The sequence below is a fragment of the Tessaracoccus terricola genome (assembly GCF_054776555.1).
This window is the reverse complement of the sequence record NZ_BAAHBS010000004.1, coordinates 306,896-322,188: the sequence shown is the minus strand read 5'-3', so window position 1 is coordinate 322,188 and position 15,293 is coordinate 306,896. Positions and strand designations below refer to the sequence as shown.

The following is a 15,293-nucleotide window of genomic DNA, read 5'->3' as shown; positions in this document are numbered from 1 at the left end:
GCTGGACCCGATGCGTGCGCTGTGACACGCGTCGCAACCGGAGGACAGATGCCTGAGACCGCAGCCCCGCTCTACTCCCCCGCCCGGCAGGGCGGGACCATCACGTTCGGCCGACCACTGCGCATCCTGGCGTGGCTGTCGTTCCTGGCGGAGGTCATCATCATCGGCACGGGCGGCGCGGTGCGGCTGACGGGTTCGGGCTTGGGCTGCTCGGAGTGGCCCCTGTGCACGCCTGAGTCCTTGGTGCCGACGGCGGAGCAGGGCATCCACGGCGTGATCGAGTTCGGCAACCGGCTGATGACCGGTCTGGTGGGGATCCTCGCCATCGCGGTGCTGCTGCTGGTGCTGCACGCCCTGGGGGGCAGCCGCCCGGTCAAGGCTGCCCTGGGTTTCGCTGCCGGAGCCATCGCGGCAGGTGGCGTGTGCTTCGGCATCGCCTCGGCCATCGGCGTTCCCGGCTTCCCGTTCTTCTCGCTCGGCCTGCTGCTGGTGACCATCGTCGGCGCGTTCCACTCGCTGCGGACGACGCCCGAGCGCAAGGACCTGTCCGCGCTGGCGTGGATCGTCCTGGTCGGCGTCGTGGCCCAGGCGTTCGTCGGCGGCATCACGGTGCTCACGGGCCTGAACCCGTGGATCGTCGGCTTCCACTACGTGTCGTCGCTGCTGCTGGTGTGCGTCACTGCAGCATTCCTGGTGCGCATGTACGCAGTCCCCGGCCCGCGTGAGCGGGCGGTGCCGAAGTGGTTCGCGATCCTCACCCACGTCACCGGCCTGGCGCTGGCGGCCACCATCTTCTTCGGCGTGCTGACCACCGGCTCTGGCCCGCACTCGGGCGATGCGAATGTCATCCGCGACGGCTTCGACGCCACCTTCCTGGCGCACGTGCACTCGTGGCCGGGCTACATCCTTGCCGCACTCCTGGTGGTGCTCACGGTGCTGGCGTGGACGAAGAAGCTGGACCCCAAGGGCTGGCTCCTCGTTCTCGTCGCCGCCGTCATCGTCCAGGTGGTGGTGGGCGTCTGGCAGGCACGCGAGGGGTTGCCGGCGCTGCTGGTCGGCATCCACATGGTGCTGGCGGCACTGTCCGCCGCGGCCTACACCGTCGTCGTCCTCCGCCTGAAGCGCCCGGTCCCCGTCGCCGACTGAGGCTGCCTCACCCCACGGGCAGCGCCAGCTCCAACACCTCGGCGGTAGCGAGGCTGGGCAGGTCGGTGCCCCGGACGGCGAGCTTGCTGCCGCGGATGCCTGAGCCGACGACCACCCAGCCGGACTCGGCCACGCGCTGGTCGACGAGCACGGGCCACTCGGCGGGGAGGCCCACGGGGGTAATGCCGCCGTACTCCATGGCGCTGAGCGACGTGGCAGTGTCCATGTGCGCGAAGGAGATCTTGCGCACGTCAAGGTGCTTCTTGATGGTCTTGTTCACGTCCGCGCGGTCCGTGGCCAGCACCATCACGGCAGCGCGCGTGGTGCGCTCGCCACGTCGGCCCTCCACGATCACGCAGTTCGACGACTCGGCCAGCTCCACGTCGTAGGCCTCGCAGAACGCGGCGGTGTCGGCCAGTTCCGGGTCGATGGGCGCGACGTAGGCTTCGAGCCCCAGCGCGGCGAGGGCCGTGACCACCGGCGACGCCAGCAGGTCCGATCCCTCGGCGGCAGGCTTCCAGTCGAGGTTTCCGGGCAGGTCAGAATTCAGTTCAGTCACGCCTTCCAGCCTAGCCACGGCCCACACCGACCTAGGATGACGCCATGGAGCCCGAGACCCGAGAAGTGGACACGCCCCTCGGGCCGGCGCGCTCCCACCTCCACCGCCCGGAATCGGATCCGACGGCATTGCTGCTGCTCACGCACGGTGCGGGCGGCGGGATCACGGCACCGGACCTGCACGCGGCCACCACAGCAGCACTCACCCAGGGTTGCGCCGTCGCGCTCGTGGAGCAGCCCTACCGGGTGGCGGGCAGGAAACTGCCGGGCCCGATCGCCCAGGCCGATGTTGCGTGGGTGGCCCTCGCCGAAGCCCTGCACGACGGCGAGTTCAAGGACCTCCCGCTGGTCACCGGCGGCCGCTCGTTCGGTGCGCGGGTGGCGTGCCGGACGTCGACGGAGACCGGCAGCGCCGGCGTGCTGTGCCTGGCGTTCCCGACGCATCCGCCGGGCAAGCCGGAGAAGACCAGGCAGCCGGAACTCGACGCCGTCGCCGTGCCCACGCTGATCATCCAGGGCACCTCAGACCCGTTCGGCACACCCACGCCACCACCCGGCGGCCGGCTCGTCACCGTCGCCGGCGACCACTCGCTGAAGAAGGACCACGCCACCATTCGCACCGCGGTGGCCGACTGGCTGCAGTCCCTCCTGCGCTGAGCCGGCCTCAGCCGCGCCGCTCGGCCCGACGCCGGGCCGCCTCGTGCGCCTCGCGCAGCAGCTCGAGCACTAGTCCGTTCGTCCGCTCGCCCGGGTTCACGATGCTGACCCAACCCTGCGCTCGGTACACGGGGTGGGGCGCGACGACGTCGGCGGCGGTGTGGTCGACGTCGGCGGGCTCCTCCTTGGGGTCGGCGCCCGTGAGCTCGATGAACCGCTCCCGGCCGACGTGGATGTTCAGCCGCCACCGGTCGGGGGCATCGAGTCCCGAGCTCGGCTCGTCGGGGTAGTCCTTGGTGACGATGGTGGCGTAGGGCTGTTCGCGCTGCGGCACCTCGCCGTCGGGCGCGTAGTAGAAGAAGTGGTCGCCCCACGCGATCTCGGGGAACGGCCCGCCCTCGGCGGGCGCGAGCTCCAGCACGCCGTCGAAGGTACGGATCTCGGCAAGCAGTTGATCCATAGTCATGGTTCAAGTGTGAACTTGAAGTGCTTGTGGAGGGTTGAGCGGTGGAAGACGGTTTGGGTGTGTCCGGGGTGGCGGCCGCCAGCGGCTACTCGGTCCAGCAGGTGCGCCAGCTCGAGGCGCGCGGCGTGATCGCGCCCGCCACCCGGCAGCCCAACGGGTACAGGGTCTTCACCGCCGAGCACGTGCGGGACCTGCGGGCCTACCGCCAGCTCGCCCACGCCGTCGGCCCCGTGGCGGCGCGGCGAGTGATGCGCGAGGTCCGCACCCTCCCGGCCGGCGAGGCCACCGCTGCCGTTCTCGCCCTCCACACGGGGCTCGCCGCCGAGCGCGAACAGGCGCTGGCCGCACGCGACGCCCTCCGCGCCATCCGCGACGAGGCAGCCACCGACGCCACACCCACCGAAGCCGACTCCATGTCCATCACAGAACTCTCCCAGGCACTCGGTGTCCGGTCCTCCACGCTGCGGTTCTGGGAGCAGCAGGGCCTGGTGCGGCCCGAGCGGATCCCGACCCGGGCGGGGTCGGCCCGCCACTACCCGGTGGCCGCAGCCCGGGAGGCCCGCATCGTCGCGGCACTGCGCGCCGCCGGCTACCGCATCCCCGAGGTGACGCGGGCCATCACCGCGCTGCGGGAACTCGACGACGTGGCCGAGTCCCTGGAGGCTCTCGACGCCCGGTTGGAGCAGATCACGCACCGAACGCTCTTTCTCATGCGGGCATCGGCGACGCTGGCGGACGTCGTCACCCCTTGACCCGCTAACCGTTCGGTCTATAATTAGACCGATCGGTCAACTGCCGCCAAACGGAACGGGAAATCCCATGCCCGAGACAACTGACGCCCTCGCCCGCGCTGTCGAGATCCGGCTCCCGAGACAACGCATCGAGCGACGCACCATCGCGTGGTGGCTGCTGCGGGCGATACTGGCCTGCGGGCTGCCCCTTGCCGGCTTGGTTGCCGCGGCGGCGCTGTGGGAACCGGCCCGAGTCTGGCTGGCGGCACCCATCGTCGCCGTCGGGGTGATCCTGCTGGCCAAGCTCGCGGTGGAGCCGTTCTGGCGCTACGCCGTGCACCGCTGGGAGATCACCGAGCAGGCCACCTACGCGGTGACCGGGTGGCTGGTGAAGGAGTCGCGGGTGGCGCCCAGTTCACGGATCCAGACGGTGGACGCTGTGCGGGGTCCGCTGGAGCAGTTGCTCGGTCTGTCGACGTTGCGGGTGACCACCGCGTCGTCGTACGGGGCGATCAGGATCTCGGGGTTGGACAGGGCGGTGGCCGAGGATGCGGTGGCCCGGTTGTCGGTGGTGGCCGAACTCTCGGAGGGTGATGCCACATGAGCGCAGAATCCAATCCCGCGCCCGTCACCGGTCAACCAGAGTGGCAGCGTCTGAGCGCCCGGGTGATCTGGGTGGACCTGACGAAGAGCCTGGCCTCCCTGCTTCCGGGCGCGCTGGCGGTTTACGCGTTCGGGGTGTCGGTGAGTTGGGCGGCGCTGTGGCCGTTCGTCGTGATCGCGGCGTGGGGCGTGGTCGGCGCAGTTGGCGACGCCGTGCGCTGGGCGTTCACCCGCTACCGGTTGACGCCCACCCACGTGGAGCGCCGCACCGGCATCCTGGTGCGACGGCACCGATCGGCACGGCGTGAACTCATCCGCAGCGTGGACACCCACGCGAAGCTGCGGCACCGGCTCGCGGGCTTGCGGGTGGTGGCGATCGGGGCCGGGCAGCGCAACAGCGCCGGGGAGTCGGTCCTGGAACTCGACTCCCTCACCTGCGAGGACGCGGACGCGCTGCGCCGGGTCCTGCTCCGCGAGGCAGCACCTCCCGTCCCAGCGGCCGCCCTGCCGTCCGGGCACCCGGAGCGCGAGGACGCCGGGCCCCGCGACGTCGAGGTGCTCGCGACGCTGCGCCCGTGGTGGGCGCTCTACAACATGTTCAACATCTGGGCCTACCTGACGGCGGCGGGCCTGCTCTGGGGCGCGTTCTGGGCCGCTGCGACCTTCGGCATCGACCTGTTCGCGCTCTCCGCCCGAATCGTCGACTGGGACGAACTCGGATGGCTCGGGACCGTGGCGGTGGCGCTGGTGGGCGGGGGCGCCCTCGGGGCTGCAGGGATGGGCATCAACTTCCTGGCGACCAACTGGGGCCTCGAACTGGCCCGCGTCCGCACCGCCGACGGCAGCTTCCTGCGCACCCGCCGTGGCCTGTTCAGCACCCGGGAGGTGAACCGCGACGAGGCCAGGATCCGCGGCCTGTCCATCGGCGAGCCGCTGTTGTGGCGGTGGATGAGGATGGCGGACACGAACGTCATCACCACCGGTCTGGGGGTGTGGGACATGTCGGAGCCGACCGCGATCCTGCCGCGCGGCCCCAGAGGCGTGGCGCTCGCCATCGCCGAGCAGGCGCTCGGGACCCCCTCCCCCTTCGCCGCTCCCCTGCGGCCACATCCGCGCACGGCCCTGCGCCGTCGCCTGTGGTGGGCCACGCTGTTCACCCTCGCGGTGGTCGGCGTGCTCGCCCCGCCCGCCGTCACCGGGGCCGTGCCCCTGTGGGTGTTGTGGGCGGCGCTCGGGGTGTGGCCGCTCGCCCTGGCTGGCGCGGTGGTGGCCTACCGGGCACTCGGGCACGCGATCTCGGGTGAGTACCTCGTCGTGCGCTCCGGGTTGCTGAGCCGCACGACGTCGGCGTTGCGCCGCGACGCGGTCAGCACGATCGCGGTCCGCCAGTCAGTGCTGCAGCGCAGGCTCGGCCTCAGCACCGTCTCGGCGCTGACCGCGGCGGGATGGTGCATCTACGAGGCACCCGACGTGGCGGCCGAGGAGGCATTCGGGCTCGCGATGCAAGCGGCACCGGGACTGCTCGAGGAGTTCCTGCCGGCCGGTCCGACGGCTCGCGCGGCCTAGACTCTGCGCATGCCCCCTGCGGAGACCCAGCCAACCTTCACCGAGGCAGCCCGCCGTGCGCAGATCATCGGGAGCGCCGTCACCACCATCAACGAGATCGGGTACGCCGGCGCCTCGCTGTCCGAGATCGCAGCCCGCGCGGGCGTGGCGAAGAGCGCCATTGTCTACTACTTCGGCTCCAAGGACGCCCTGCTGCTGCAGGTGGCGGACCAGGTCTTCGGTGCCCTCGGCACCGCCGTGTGGGAGGCGGTCCAGCACGGGACGACGCCCGAGGCCCGGCTCCGCGGGTACGCCGAGGCATACCTCGCCCACATCGACACCCACCGCCACGGCGTCGCGGCCGCCGTCGCGATCCTCGTCTCGCACCGAACAGCCGACGGCACCCCCCTGTACCTGATGACCTCCGAGGAGGACAGCGCATTGCTGCGCTCCATCCTCACCGACGGCATGGCCGCGGGCAGCTTCCGGCCCCTGCCGATCGAGGCCGCCGTCACCATCGTCGAGTCCCTGCTGGACATCGCGATCACGGCCGTCCAGCGCGACTTGGATGCCGACATCACCGAGTTGCGGGCCGAGATCCTCGACTACATGTTCCGCGGGCTCGCCTGAGACCAGGACGGGCACAGGCCCTACCGCGGAGCCACCGCGACGAACACCCCCAGCTGGGAGTAGGACGAGACCTTGTGGGAGTAGAGGCTGGTCTCCAGCCCGAGCATGCCCACGACGGCGTCGGTGTCGTCGATGATCTGCAGCGCCTCGTAGACGTGGCCGCCGGGGCGGGCGGGCATGGCGTAGTCGGCGGTGCGGTAGGACTCGTCCATGCAGCGGGCGACGTGCTCGTCGACGGGGGTGCCGGGCTTCCACTCGGTACACAGTTCGTGCCCCTCGGCGACGTGCCAGGCCACCATGTGGTGCCACACCATCCTCCCGTCGTCGGGCAGCGGGCACATGTAGGCGTGCCAGCCGTCGGGGTGGGAGCGGCCGCGGGACTCGGGCGGCGTGACGATGCACCCGGCGCCCGTGGCGATGTACTCGCGCAGGTGGAACCCCTGCCCCACGGGAACCAGTTCTGGGCTGCCGACGGTCTGCACCCACAGCGTGTTGCCCTCACCGCCGGCGTCGGTGGGGAACGGCGACTGGTCCACCTCGTCGGCGTCCACCGAGCGGGGCGAGACCCACGTGACGTTGGCGTCCGCTTGCGGGGCGAGTGAGCGGCCGGCGCCGGGCGCCCGGGTGGAGCCGAACATGAAGCCGATGGCCTCGACAGCGCCAGCGCGGTTCTGCCCCACCAGGCGCAGTTCGCTGTGGGTGGCGTCGGGCTCGGTGGTGTCCAGGTAGGTCTCGGTGGTGCCGCTGCCGTCCCAGTAGAGCTTGATGCGGTTGCCCCCAGCACCGGTGATGGCCTCGTAGGTGCCGGTGCGCACCGTCGGCGACTGCAGGAAGGTCCGGGCGGTGCGGACGTCGCAGGTGCCCTCGCGCAACGGCGGCAGGCCGAGCAGCACCCGGTCGCGTCGGTCCTTGTCGCTCGAGATGCAGCCGGTGGGTTGGTTGGGGATGGGGGTGCGGAACCTGCCGTAGTCCTTCTCGACGGCGTCGTCGAAGGTGTAGTTCCAGTAGCGCTCGCGGAACGTCCCGAGCTTGCCGCCCGGGTCCAGTTCGATGTTGGCGACGCGCGCCGTCCCCTTGGCCTGACCGCCGGGATTGTTCGGCAGGGTCACCACCGTGGCCAGCCGGAAGTGGCGGCGGCCCTCGAGGAACGCGGGCGCCGTCGTCATCGGCGGTGCCTTCGGGTGCACCACGGGCCCCGCCGGTGGGATGGTGAACCGGACCATGTTGTTGAAGACCCACTTGTTCACCCGGCGGTACCCGGTGTCGGTGCGCTCGATCACGTCGGCCCGGGCGAAGGAGCGGCAGCCGTGCCGGCCGGTGAGGGCGGTGTCGCACTCGGTGCGCCACTGGCGGCCGTCGTCGCCGGTCCAGGTCACTGCCCCGCCGACGACGCCGTTCGCGCCGAGCGGGTTGCGCTCCCACAGCGCTCGCGACGACGCGGCGTAGGTGAGGTTGTTGAACACCCAGCCCTGGGTGCTGACGTACCGGCCGCCGGTGAAGGTGATCGTGGTGGCCTTGATCTCGGTGCGGCACCGTTTGGTCTGGGAGTACGGCTCGCAGGTGGTGCGCCACTCGCGGCCGTTGACGTGGTGTGTTCCGGGCGTGGTGTAGATGTCCACCTCGGCCTGCGCCGTCAACGGCTGCGCCAACAGGGCGAGCGGCGCCACCAGCACCGCCACTAGAAGGGCGACCAACAACCGTGTTCGAGACATACCAGGCTCTCCGATGGACCACATACGACGTCGGACCCGAGCCTAACCGGGATCCCCGACAGGATCACGGCAAGGCACGGCGACATGCCTCCCCCGGCGTGCCGATTCGTTGCCAACCACCGCACACTGGTAACATTCATTCGTCGGTCCGCCCAGTCTTGCCTCGGACCGCTGGCGCGCAGGTCAATCCAAATCCTGCAGGTCGCCGCTTTCGCTTCACAGCATTTGCACCCCGGTGAGACAACTCCCGATAGGTACCCACTTGTCTTCAGATTTCGCACGCCTCGGCGTGCCCGCAAACCTCGTCTCCGCCCTCGCGGGACGTGGCATCACCACCCCCACCCCCATTCAGGCCGCGACGCTGCCGGACTCGCTGTCCGGGCGCGACGTCCTGGGCCGTGGCCGCACGGGCTCGGGGAAGTCGTTCGCGTTCCTGCTGCCGCTGGTGGCGCGTCTGGTCGAGTCGAACAAGCCGAAGCAGGCCAAGAAGCCGCGCTCGCTGGTCCTCGCCCCCACGCGTGAGCTGGCCACCCAGCTGCACGAGTCCCTCGTCACCCTCGAGAAGCCCGCGGGCCTCACCTCCACCGTCGTGTTCGGCGGCGTGGGCCAGAACCCGCAGGCCAAGGCGCTGCAGCGCGGCGTCGACGTCCTGATCGCCTGCCCGGGCCGCCTCCTGGACCTGATGGGCCAAGGCCTCGCGGACCTGTCGGCCATCGAGATCACCGTCATCGACGAGGCCGACCACATGGCTGACATGGGCTTCCTGCCCGGCGTCCGCCGCATCCTGCAGGCCACCCCGAACGGCGGGCAGCGCATGCTGTTCTCCGCCACCCTCGACGCGGGCGTCAACACCCTCGTGAAGCAGTTCCTGCACAACCCCATCACGCATGAGGCGGACTCGGAGCACTCCCCCGTCGCGGCCATGGACCACCACGTCCTGCGCATCGACACCGACTCCCGCACCCAGGTGCTGGCCGAGCTGGCCGCCGCCCCGGGCAACACCATCATCTTCACGCGCACCAAGCACGGCGCGAAGAAGCTGGCCAAGCAGCTCATCGGCATGGGCATCCCGACGGTGGACCTGCACGGCAACCTGTCGCAGAACGCCCGCACCCGCAACATGGACGCGTTCCACTCGGGCCGCGTGCAGACCCTCGTCGCCACCGACATCGCCGCCCGCGGCATCCACGTCGACGACGTCGGCCTCGTCGTGCACGCCGACCCGCCCACCGAGCACAAGGCCTACCTGCACCGCTCCGGCCGCACGGCCCGCGCGGGCAACGCCGGCACCGTCGTGACGCTCGAGCTGCCGAGCCAGCGCAACGACGTCCGCTCGCTGCTGCGCCAGGCGAAGATCACGCCCACCTTCACCAACGCCACCCCCGGGCACGAGATCCTCAGCGTCCTCGCCCCCGGCGCCCGCACCTACCTGAGCGCCGACGAGGCGGCCGAGCTGTCCGGCGTCAACAACAAGCCGGCCCAGCTGCAGCCCAGCGGCGGCGGTCGTCGTCGCTCCGGCGGCGGCTCCGGTGGCGGCCGTCGTGGCGGCCAGGGCGGCCGTGGCCAGGGCAACTCCAACCGCGGCCAGAACGGGCACCCCGGCGACGGCGGCCAGCATTCCGGCGGGCAGCGTCCGGCCGGCAGCGGTGGTTCGCGACGTCGTGGCCGTGGCGGCGCGTCGGCCGGTGCGTCCAACGGATCGCGCAGCGGCGCCCCCGCGGGCAGCACCCGCAGCGCGGCTGACTTCTCCAGGAGCTTCCGCTCCCGCTGACAGGCGCAGCCGAGTGGGCGCCGGGCTCGATGAGTCCGGCGCCCCACTTTCAGTTGCCCTGACTCCTTTCAGTTCCCCTGAGGGGCGAGCGCCATCTCAGTTGCCCTGAGGTGCGAGCGGCAGCGAGCAGCCCTCGGCCAACACCCGCCTCAAGACCGCACTGCTGGAGCGCTCGCTGCCCTGGGACCAACTGCTTGAGTTGGTGGGCAACGCTCCGGTCATGTTCGTCCCGTTCCGGGAGCACCGCGACGAGGCGGGCCAACTCGTCGGCGTCTCCACGGTCACGACGACAGACCCGGAGCGCGGGACTGTCACGGTTGCCTGCACCTCACCGGCAGAGGCTTGGGCCTGGGCGCCAGGCATCGGTGCGCAGGCGACGACGTTCGCCCACATCGCCCGCGCAGCATTGGCCGACGGCCACGCCGGAGTCCTGCTGAACCCGGCGGGCGGAACCGTGCTGATCACCGCCGACGAACTCCGCGCCCTGGGCACGGCCACCGCCGCGAACTGAGCACACCCAGGAGCGAGGCGTCACCCGCCACACCCCCGGGCGCGGCCCGTAGGGTGAACGGCATGGACACCCACGCCCTCCGCCAACGCCTGGACCACATCGTGGAGCAGGTCAGGGAACTCGACGACGGCGATAGCCACGAGTTCGAAGCCAGCCGGGGCATCGACCCGGAACTGACCGCACTGGCCCTGGTGGCTGTCGAGGACGAGCACGTCAGCGCAGGCGACGCGGATGTCGCCTTCCCTGTCCAGTCCATGTCGAAGGCATTCACCTACGGCCTGGCGATCGACACCGTCGGCCTGGACGAGGTCTTCCGCCACGTCGATGTCGAACCGTCCGGCGACGCCTTCAACCGGATCTCGCTGGCCGAGGGCGACCGTCCCGACAACCCCATGATCAACGCCGGGGCGCTGACGGTCCACGCGCTGCTGCCCGGAGGGAACTGCGCCCAGAGGTTCCAGTCCCTCCACGAGTTGTTGTCCCGCATGGCGGGGCGCGAGTTGTCCGTCAACGAGGAGCTCTTCGAGGAGGAGCTCGCGGCCGCGGACCGCAACCTCGGCATCGCCCACCTCCTCAAGGCCCTGGGCGTCCTGGACGCGGACCCGCACGACGTCGTCGAGGGCTACACCCGCCAGTGCGCCATCGAGGCCACCACCGTCGACTTCGCCAGGATGGCCGCCACGCTCGCCCACGACGGCGTCGTGCCCGGCACCGACGACCAGGCGTTCACGTCCCAGGCTGCCCGCCAGGTCCTGTCCGTGATGATGACCTGTGGGATGTACGACGATGCGGGTGAGTGGGTGACTGCAGTCGGCCTCCCCGGCAAGAGCGGCGTCTCCGGTGGCATCATCGCGGCCGTCCCCGGCACCTGCGGGATCGCCACCTACTCCCCCAGACTGGACCAGCACGGCAGCTCGGTTCGAGGCATCCGCGCCCTCGAGCTGCTCTCCGACGGGTTGGGACTGCACCTGTTGCGCCCCGGCCTCGCCCAGCTCTGACCAGCGGACGCACCGCTCAGCTCATCCGTTCGGTCCCCAGCCAGCGGTCAAGGAAGTCCGCCACCAGCGCGACGTAGCCGGCGCGGTCCTCGAAGTACCCACCGCAGTGGTCCACCCCGTCGAAGGTGACCAGCTCCACCGGCCCGGGCTCGGCGGCCTGGGCCAACTGCAGCGCGTGCTCGTAGGGGATGATCCGGTCCTCGGTGCCGTGCAGCAGCAGGAGGGGGTGGGGCGAGATGGCGGCGACCCTGTCCAGGGGGCGCACCTCGGCGAAGGCGTAGCCGTAGCGCAGGCGGTTCACGAGGTCGGCGACGGGGATGAGCGGTTCACTCGGCAGGCGATGGCGCCGGTAGCCGGTGGCGACGACGTCGCTGAGGGTCGCGAAGGGGGAATCGGCCACCAGCGCCTCGATCCGCGGATCCTCGGCCGCGGCGAGGATGGCCGTGGACGCGCCCATCGAGAACGAGACCACCGCGATCCGGGCGTCCGGGCGACGCTCGCGCACCAGGTCCACGACGGCTGTGAGGTCCCGCTGCTCGTGGTGGGCCAGGGACTGCGGGCCGTCGCCGGAGTCCCCGTTGCCGCGGAAGTCGAACAGCACCACGCTGTGGCCGGCACGCCACAGGCCGGTGCCGATCCCCAGCATGTCGGACTTGTTCCCGCGATGCCCGTGGGCGCAGATGACGACGGTGGCGGACTCGGGGCGATCCAGCCACCAGCCTGCGAGGTCGACGCCGTCGGATGCGGTGAGCGCAGGTCCTCCGCCGGCACCCCCAGCTCGAACGGGGTGAACGTGTAGTTCGGCCACGGTCGCCTGGGCCCGTTCAGCGTCCAGGCGGTGAAACCGGCCAGCCCGCCGACACCCAGCCCCACGCCCGCCAACAACCAGCCCGCCGCTCCCAACGCCCTCTTCATCCGCATCCACCAACCCTACGGTCAACCGTCGACGTCGACGCGCTCCCGTGCTCGCATCGAGCGCAGCGCCGCCTCCGCCACCCGCACCGACGCGAGACCGGCAGAGCCGTCGAACAGCATCCGTCGTTCCTCGGGCACGGGAGCGCCGCGCAGGACGGCGATGAAGTCGGCCATCTCCTCCTCCAGCGCCCTGCGCACGTAGGCACCGGGCCGGTCGGTTGGACCACCGTAGGCACTGCCGCCGTCGGTGCTGCGGAACAGGGACAGCAGTGACTCCTGGCTCTCGGGGTCGTCGAACAGCGGGAACGTCTCGGGTTCGGCGCTGCCGCGCTTGAGCTGGACGGTGCCGGCCTGGAAGTCCGCCCGGACGGCACCCTCGGTGCCGTTGACCTTGACGAAGTGCTCGCCCCAGCGGAAGCCGGAGCCGTACTGCATGGTGGCGAACCCTCCGCCGGCGAACTCGAGGGTAAGCAGGACCACGTCGTCCTCGTCGCCGTGACCGGTGCCGCGGTGGGCCAAGTTGTCCCCGACAGCGCTGACGGCGGCGACGTCGCCGATGAGCCACAGCATGAGGTCGATCTCGTGGATGTGGTGGAACAGGTGCCCACCGGAGCTGGCCTGTTGCTTCTTCCACGACACCGCCTCGCGCGGCTCCTCCCAGCCGGTGCGCTCGGCGTGCGCCACCAGCGGTCGGCCGATCACACCGTCAGAGATCCACTGCTTCACCCGGCGGATGCCGCTGAAGAAGCGCATGGTGTGCCCGAGCATCAGCCTCACCCCGGAGGCGTCGCAGGCCGCGACCATCGCCTCGCCGTCGGACACCGACAACGCGAACGGCTTCTCGCAGAACACGTGCTTGCCGTTGCGGGCGGCTTGCACCACCGGCTCGCGGTGGAGGTGGTTGGGGGTGGCGACGATGAGCGCGTCGACGTCGTCACGCACCACGAGCTCTTCCAGGGTGTCCGAGACCTCGCAGCCCAACTCGTCGGCCACCCGCCGAGCCCCGACGCCCGAGCCGCTGTGTGCCGCCACGAGTTCAGCGCCCGGATGCGCGGCGACGACGCGGGCCAGCTCAGCGCCGATGTAGCCGCAGCCGGTGATGGCGAATCGGATGGGATGGTCCATGGGCCCTCCAAGGCTCAAGGTTCGTCTGGGACAAGCGGATCCAGTGTCTCGAGTCCCAGGACCTCTGCAACCCGCTTCAGGTTCTCGTCGTGGGACACCACCGTCACGCCGCTCCCCAGTACCAGTGCTGAGGCCAGGTGAATCGAGTCGAGAGTCTTCACGTGTTCGCTGATGGTCTCCGCGATGGTGAGGATGGAGTCATTGAGCGGCACTGTGGCCACGTGGTCCAGAATGAGGTCCCTGTCAGCCACAGGCTGCCGGTCCCGGCGCAGAACCCGTGTCAGTTCCGTCCGAAGGATCCGCGAGGACACGAGTTCCGCCTCCTGCGCATTAGCCGCCTCGTCGAACCAGCGCTCTGCCGCGGGCGTCCCACGCAGCGCGTGCACAGCGACCGAGGTGTCCAAGTAGAGGCGGGTCACCACTCGGAAGCCATCTCGTCGAGAAGGGACTCAGTCTCCTCGTAGGAGTGCAGCGAGGGCCGCGGTCGCGCTGCCAGCTGGGAGGGTGACGGATTCACAGCTGGCTGAATCCTCACGGGTGCATCGTCCTCGGCAGGGACCAGCATCGCCACGGGCCGACGGTGCTTGGTCACGGTCAGGCTGGCTCCGCCAGCCACCGCGTCGAGAGCCGGAGTGGGGTTCTGGCGCAACTCAGCCACCGTGATCGTCTTCATGAAACCATGATACGCCGATTATCTACCAACATCTACCTTCCGCGCGACGTCAGCCAGCAGCCGCCCGCGCGACATTGCGGATTCGGAACCGCCAGTACCGGCGCGGCCAGATACCGGTACGTTCCCGCGCCTCGACGACGTGGCCCTCCGTCTCTGCCCACAGCGGCACCTCCATGGGCGCGAACCGGTCCCGGCTGAGGACTTCGAGGACGTCGCCTTCGGAGAGGGTGCGCATGAGGCGGTCGGCGCGGATCAGTCCGACGGCGCAGGGCGCGGCCCGGTTGTCCAGGAGTGTGACCGCGTCAGTGCGAGGCATGCTCGGCCTCGGGGTTGAGATCGTCGAGGTCGCACACGCCCTGCACCGGGGAGCAGTGCCGGAACAGCGGGCAGGTGATGAACACCACCACGAGGGCGACGATGGCCAGCACCTTGCCGGGGATGAGGACGCCCGGGAACTGGAGCCACCACTCGAGCGGCAGCACGCGGTAGACGCCGGCCATGATCAGGCCGGTGATGATGATGGTGGGCAGCGCGAACCGGACCACCCAGCGGAACCGGTCCAGTTGGTGCGCGCCCGCGACGACGGCGTCGACGTTCGGGTGCCGGCGCCCGGCCGGCATCGCCACCCAGATGTTCCAGACCGCCCCGCCCAGCCAGAGCGTGAAGGCGGCGAGGTGCCCGAGCCGGACCCAGCCCTCCCAGCCGGTGCCCGCGTCGGCGTAGGCCCAGGCGACGACGGTGGCCAGACTGAGCACCCACACGACGTGCCCCGCGGCACGGTGCCGGATCCCGGCCAGCAGCGCAGCCGCGCTGCCGACGATGGCGGCCACCAGTCCCCACCGCAGCAGCGGCTGCGGCTCCAGGTAGGGGGTGAGGACGGGACCGAACGCGCCGAGCAGCACCAGCGGCGCCAGCACCCGACCCACCAGCGTGGCCCGGCTCAGCGCGGTGGCGTTGAGGGCGTCGACGGCGGCTTGCTCGGCATCCGGGTCGGTATCGCGCAGGTAGAACACGCGCCAGACGGCGAACCCGCCGGCCAGCCCGATCACCCAGAGGCTGATCCAGCGCACGGCCACCTGGAACGGGGTGAGCCCCGCGAGCGTGCCCGTCAGGGTGGCGCCCGCGAGTGAGGCGAGCGTGATCAGCGTGAACGCCACCTTGGGCAGGAACGGCGTCTCCTGCTTCACGATCACCTGCATGCCGCTGACGGACCTCAGGTCCGCCAGGTCCCTTGCGTCAGTCGAGCTCATCT

18 protein-coding genes are annotated in these 15,293 nt (G+C 70.7%); 9 read left to right on the top strand and 9 right to left on the bottom strand.

Features of this window, described 5'->3' with window-relative positions; genetic code table 11:
• Nucleotides 1-48 precede the first annotated feature (48 nt).
• Nucleotides 49-1,146, top strand: coding sequence for a COX15/CtaA family protein (locus ACYU7G_RS07265; RefSeq protein WP_461106282.1), 1,098 nt, complete (start codon nt 49-51; stop codon nt 1,144-1,146).
• Between the two features lie 7 nt (nt 1,147-1,153).
• Here the strand turns inward: ACYU7G_RS07265 and ACYU7G_RS07260 are convergent, their stop codons facing one another.
• Nucleotides 1,154-1,696, bottom strand: coding sequence for a YbaK/EbsC family protein (locus ACYU7G_RS07260; RefSeq protein ID WP_461107256.1), 543 nt, complete (start codon nt 1,694-1,696; stop codon nt 1,154-1,156).
• A gap of 53 nt (nt 1,697-1,749) precedes the next feature.
• Here ACYU7G_RS07260 and ACYU7G_RS07255 point away from each other — a divergent pair, with 53 nt between their 5' ends.
• Entirely contained in the window at nt 1,750-2,361 is a 612-nt protein-coding gene (locus ACYU7G_RS07255) for an alpha/beta hydrolase family protein (protein WP_461106280.1), read from the top strand.
• A 7-nt stretch (nt 2,362-2,368) separates the two neighbouring features.
• Here the strand turns inward: ACYU7G_RS07255 and ACYU7G_RS07250 are convergent, their stop codons facing one another.
• Nucleotides 2,369-2,827: a DUF6194 family protein gene (locus tag ACYU7G_RS07250; RefSeq protein WP_461106278.1), complete on the bottom strand. Its 459-nt coding sequence runs from the start codon at nt 2,825-2,827 to the stop codon at nt 2,369-2,371.
• Between the two features lie 41 nt (nt 2,828-2,868).
• Between ACYU7G_RS07250 and ACYU7G_RS07245 the strand changes: the two genes are divergently transcribed.
• From ACYU7G_RS07245 to ACYU7G_RS07230, 4 genes are all read left to right on the top strand, one after another.
• Nucleotides 2,869-3,579 (top strand): MerR family transcriptional regulator, encoded by a 711-nt coding sequence (locus ACYU7G_RS07245; protein ID WP_461106276.1) that lies wholly within the window; start codon nt 2,869-2,871, stop codon nt 3,577-3,579.
• A 67-nt stretch (nt 3,580-3,646) separates the two neighbouring features.
• Nucleotides 3,647-4,162: a PH domain-containing protein gene (locus ACYU7G_RS07240; protein WP_461106274.1), complete on the top strand. Its 516-nt coding sequence runs from the start codon at nt 3,647-3,649 to the stop codon at nt 4,160-4,162.
• Nucleotides 4,159-5,727 carry a PH domain-containing protein gene (locus ACYU7G_RS07235; RefSeq protein ID WP_461106272.1) on the top strand — a complete coding sequence of 523 codons (1,569 nt, stop codon included), beginning with the start codon at nt 4,159-4,161 and terminating at the stop codon, nt 5,725-5,727. Before ACYU7G_RS07240 ends, ACYU7G_RS07235 begins: the two co-directional genes overlap by 4 nt.
• Nucleotides 5,728-5,736: 9 nt before the next feature.
• On the top strand, nt 5,737-6,336 hold the full coding sequence (locus ACYU7G_RS07230; protein ID WP_461106270.1) for a TetR/AcrR family transcriptional regulator: 600 nt from the start codon (nt 5,737-5,739) through the stop codon (nt 6,334-6,336).
• Between the two features lie 20 nt (nt 6,337-6,356).
• Here the strand turns inward: ACYU7G_RS07230 and ACYU7G_RS07225 are convergent, their stop codons facing one another.
• On the bottom strand, nt 6,357-8,048 hold the full coding sequence (locus ACYU7G_RS07225; RefSeq protein ID WP_461106268.1) for a hypothetical protein: 1,692 nt from the start codon (nt 8,046-8,048) through the stop codon (nt 6,357-6,359).
• A 262-nt stretch (nt 8,049-8,310) separates the two neighbouring features.
• On the opposite strand from ACYU7G_RS07225, the gene ACYU7G_RS07220 reads away from it, so the two are divergent.
• The 3 genes from ACYU7G_RS07220 to glsA all read left to right on the top strand — a co-directional run bounded on the left by ACYU7G_RS07220 (nt 8,311) and on the right by glsA (nt 11,328).
• On the top strand, nt 8,311-9,819 hold the full coding sequence (locus tag ACYU7G_RS07220; RefSeq protein WP_461106266.1) for a DEAD/DEAH box helicase: 1,509 nt from the start codon (nt 8,311-8,313) through the stop codon (nt 9,817-9,819).
• 220 nt (nt 9,820-10,039) lie between these two features.
• Nucleotides 10,040-10,330 carry a hypothetical protein gene (locus tag ACYU7G_RS07215; protein WP_461106264.1) on the top strand — a complete coding sequence of 97 codons (291 nt, stop codon included), beginning with the start codon at nt 10,040-10,042 and terminating at the stop codon, nt 10,328-10,330.
• Between the two features lie 62 nt (nt 10,331-10,392).
• Nucleotides 10,393-11,328 (top strand): glutaminase A, encoded by a 936-nt coding sequence (glsA, locus tag ACYU7G_RS07210; RefSeq protein ID WP_461106262.1) that lies wholly within the window; start codon nt 10,393-10,395, stop codon nt 11,326-11,328.
• Between the two features lie 16 nt (nt 11,329-11,344).
• On the opposite strand, the gene ACYU7G_RS07205 is transcribed toward glsA, so the two are convergent.
• The 6 genes from ACYU7G_RS07205 to ACYU7G_RS07180 all read right to left on the bottom strand — a co-directional run bounded on the left by ACYU7G_RS07205 (nt 11,345) and on the right by ACYU7G_RS07180 (nt 15,291).
• Nucleotides 11,345-12,136 (bottom strand): alpha/beta hydrolase, encoded by a 792-nt coding sequence (locus ACYU7G_RS07205; protein ID WP_461106260.1) that lies wholly within the window; start codon nt 12,134-12,136, stop codon nt 11,345-11,347.
• A 128-nt stretch (nt 12,137-12,264) separates the two neighbouring features.
• Nucleotides 12,265-13,368, bottom strand: a complete 1,104-nt coding sequence (locus ACYU7G_RS07200) for a Gfo/Idh/MocA family protein (protein ID WP_461106258.1) — start codon at nt 13,366-13,368, stop codon at nt 12,265-12,267.
• A 14-nt stretch (nt 13,369-13,382) separates the two neighbouring features.
• The gene (locus ACYU7G_RS07195) at nt 13,383-13,787 is read right to left on the bottom strand and encodes a type II toxin-antitoxin system VapC family toxin (protein ID WP_461106255.1); all 405 of its coding nucleotides are present in this window, start codon (nt 13,785-13,787) and stop codon (nt 13,383-13,385) included.
• Nucleotides 13,784-14,041, bottom strand: a complete 258-nt coding sequence (locus tag ACYU7G_RS07190; RefSeq protein WP_461106253.1) for a type II toxin-antitoxin system Phd/YefM family antitoxin — start codon at nt 14,039-14,041, stop codon at nt 13,784-13,786. The genes ACYU7G_RS07195 and ACYU7G_RS07190 overlap by 4 nt, the downstream gene beginning before the upstream one ends.
• Nucleotides 14,042-14,090: 49 nt before the next feature.
• Nucleotides 14,091-14,357: a sulfurtransferase TusA family protein gene (locus ACYU7G_RS07185; protein ID WP_461106251.1), complete on the bottom strand. Its 267-nt coding sequence runs from the start codon at nt 14,355-14,357 to the stop codon at nt 14,091-14,093.
• The gene (locus tag ACYU7G_RS07180; protein ID WP_461106249.1) at nt 14,344-15,291 is read right to left on the bottom strand and encodes a hypothetical protein; all 948 of its coding nucleotides are present in this window, start codon (nt 15,289-15,291) and stop codon (nt 14,344-14,346) included. The genes ACYU7G_RS07185 and ACYU7G_RS07180 overlap by 14 nt, the downstream gene beginning before the upstream one ends.
• Nucleotides 15,292-15,293: the final 2 nt, after the last annotated feature.

Excerpts from the sequence above, each read along its gene's own strand:
- ACYU7G_RS07215 (WP_461106264.1), top strand. The coding sequence starts at position 10,040 with ATGTTCGTCCCGTTCCGGGAGCACCGCGACGAGGCGGGCCAACTCGTC.
- ACYU7G_RS07225 (WP_461106268.1), bottom strand. The coding sequence starts at position 8,048 with ATGTCTCGAACACGGTTGTTGGTCGCCCTTCTAGTGGCGGTGCTGGTG.
- ACYU7G_RS07180 (WP_461106249.1), bottom strand. The coding sequence starts at position 15,291 with ATGAGCTCGACTGACGCAAGGGACCTGGCGGACCTGAGGTCCGTCAGC.
- ACYU7G_RS07230 (WP_461106270.1), top strand. The coding sequence starts at position 5,737 with ATGCCCCCTGCGGAGACCCAGCCAACCTTCACCGAGGCAGCCCGCCGT.
- ACYU7G_RS07235 (WP_461106272.1), top strand. The coding sequence starts at position 4,159 with ATGAGCGCAGAATCCAATCCCGCGCCCGTCACCGGTCAACCAGAGTGG.
- ACYU7G_RS07265 (WP_461106282.1), top strand. The coding sequence starts at position 49 with ATGCCTGAGACCGCAGCCCCGCTCTACTCCCCCGCCCGGCAGGGCGGG.
- ACYU7G_RS07185 (WP_461106251.1), bottom strand. The coding sequence starts at position 14,357 with ATGCCTCGCACTGACGCGGTCACACTCCTGGACAACCGGGCCGCGCCC.
- ACYU7G_RS07200 (WP_461106258.1), bottom strand. The coding sequence starts at position 13,368 with ATGGACCATCCCATCCGATTCGCCATCACCGGCTGCGGCTACATCGGC.
- ACYU7G_RS07255 (WP_461106280.1), top strand. The coding sequence starts at position 1,750 with ATGGAGCCCGAGACCCGAGAAGTGGACACGCCCCTCGGGCCGGCGCGC.
- glsA (WP_461106262.1), top strand. The coding sequence starts at position 10,393 with ATGGACACCCACGCCCTCCGCCAACGCCTGGACCACATCGTGGAGCAG.
- ACYU7G_RS07240 (WP_461106274.1), top strand. The coding sequence starts at position 3,647 with ATGCCCGAGACAACTGACGCCCTCGCCCGCGCTGTCGAGATCCGGCTC.
- ACYU7G_RS07190 (WP_461106253.1), bottom strand. The coding sequence starts at position 14,041 with ATGAAGACGATCACGGTGGCTGAGTTGCGCCAGAACCCCACTCCGGCT.
- ACYU7G_RS07250 (WP_461106278.1), bottom strand. The coding sequence starts at position 2,827 with ATGACTATGGATCAACTGCTTGCCGAGATCCGTACCTTCGACGGCGTG.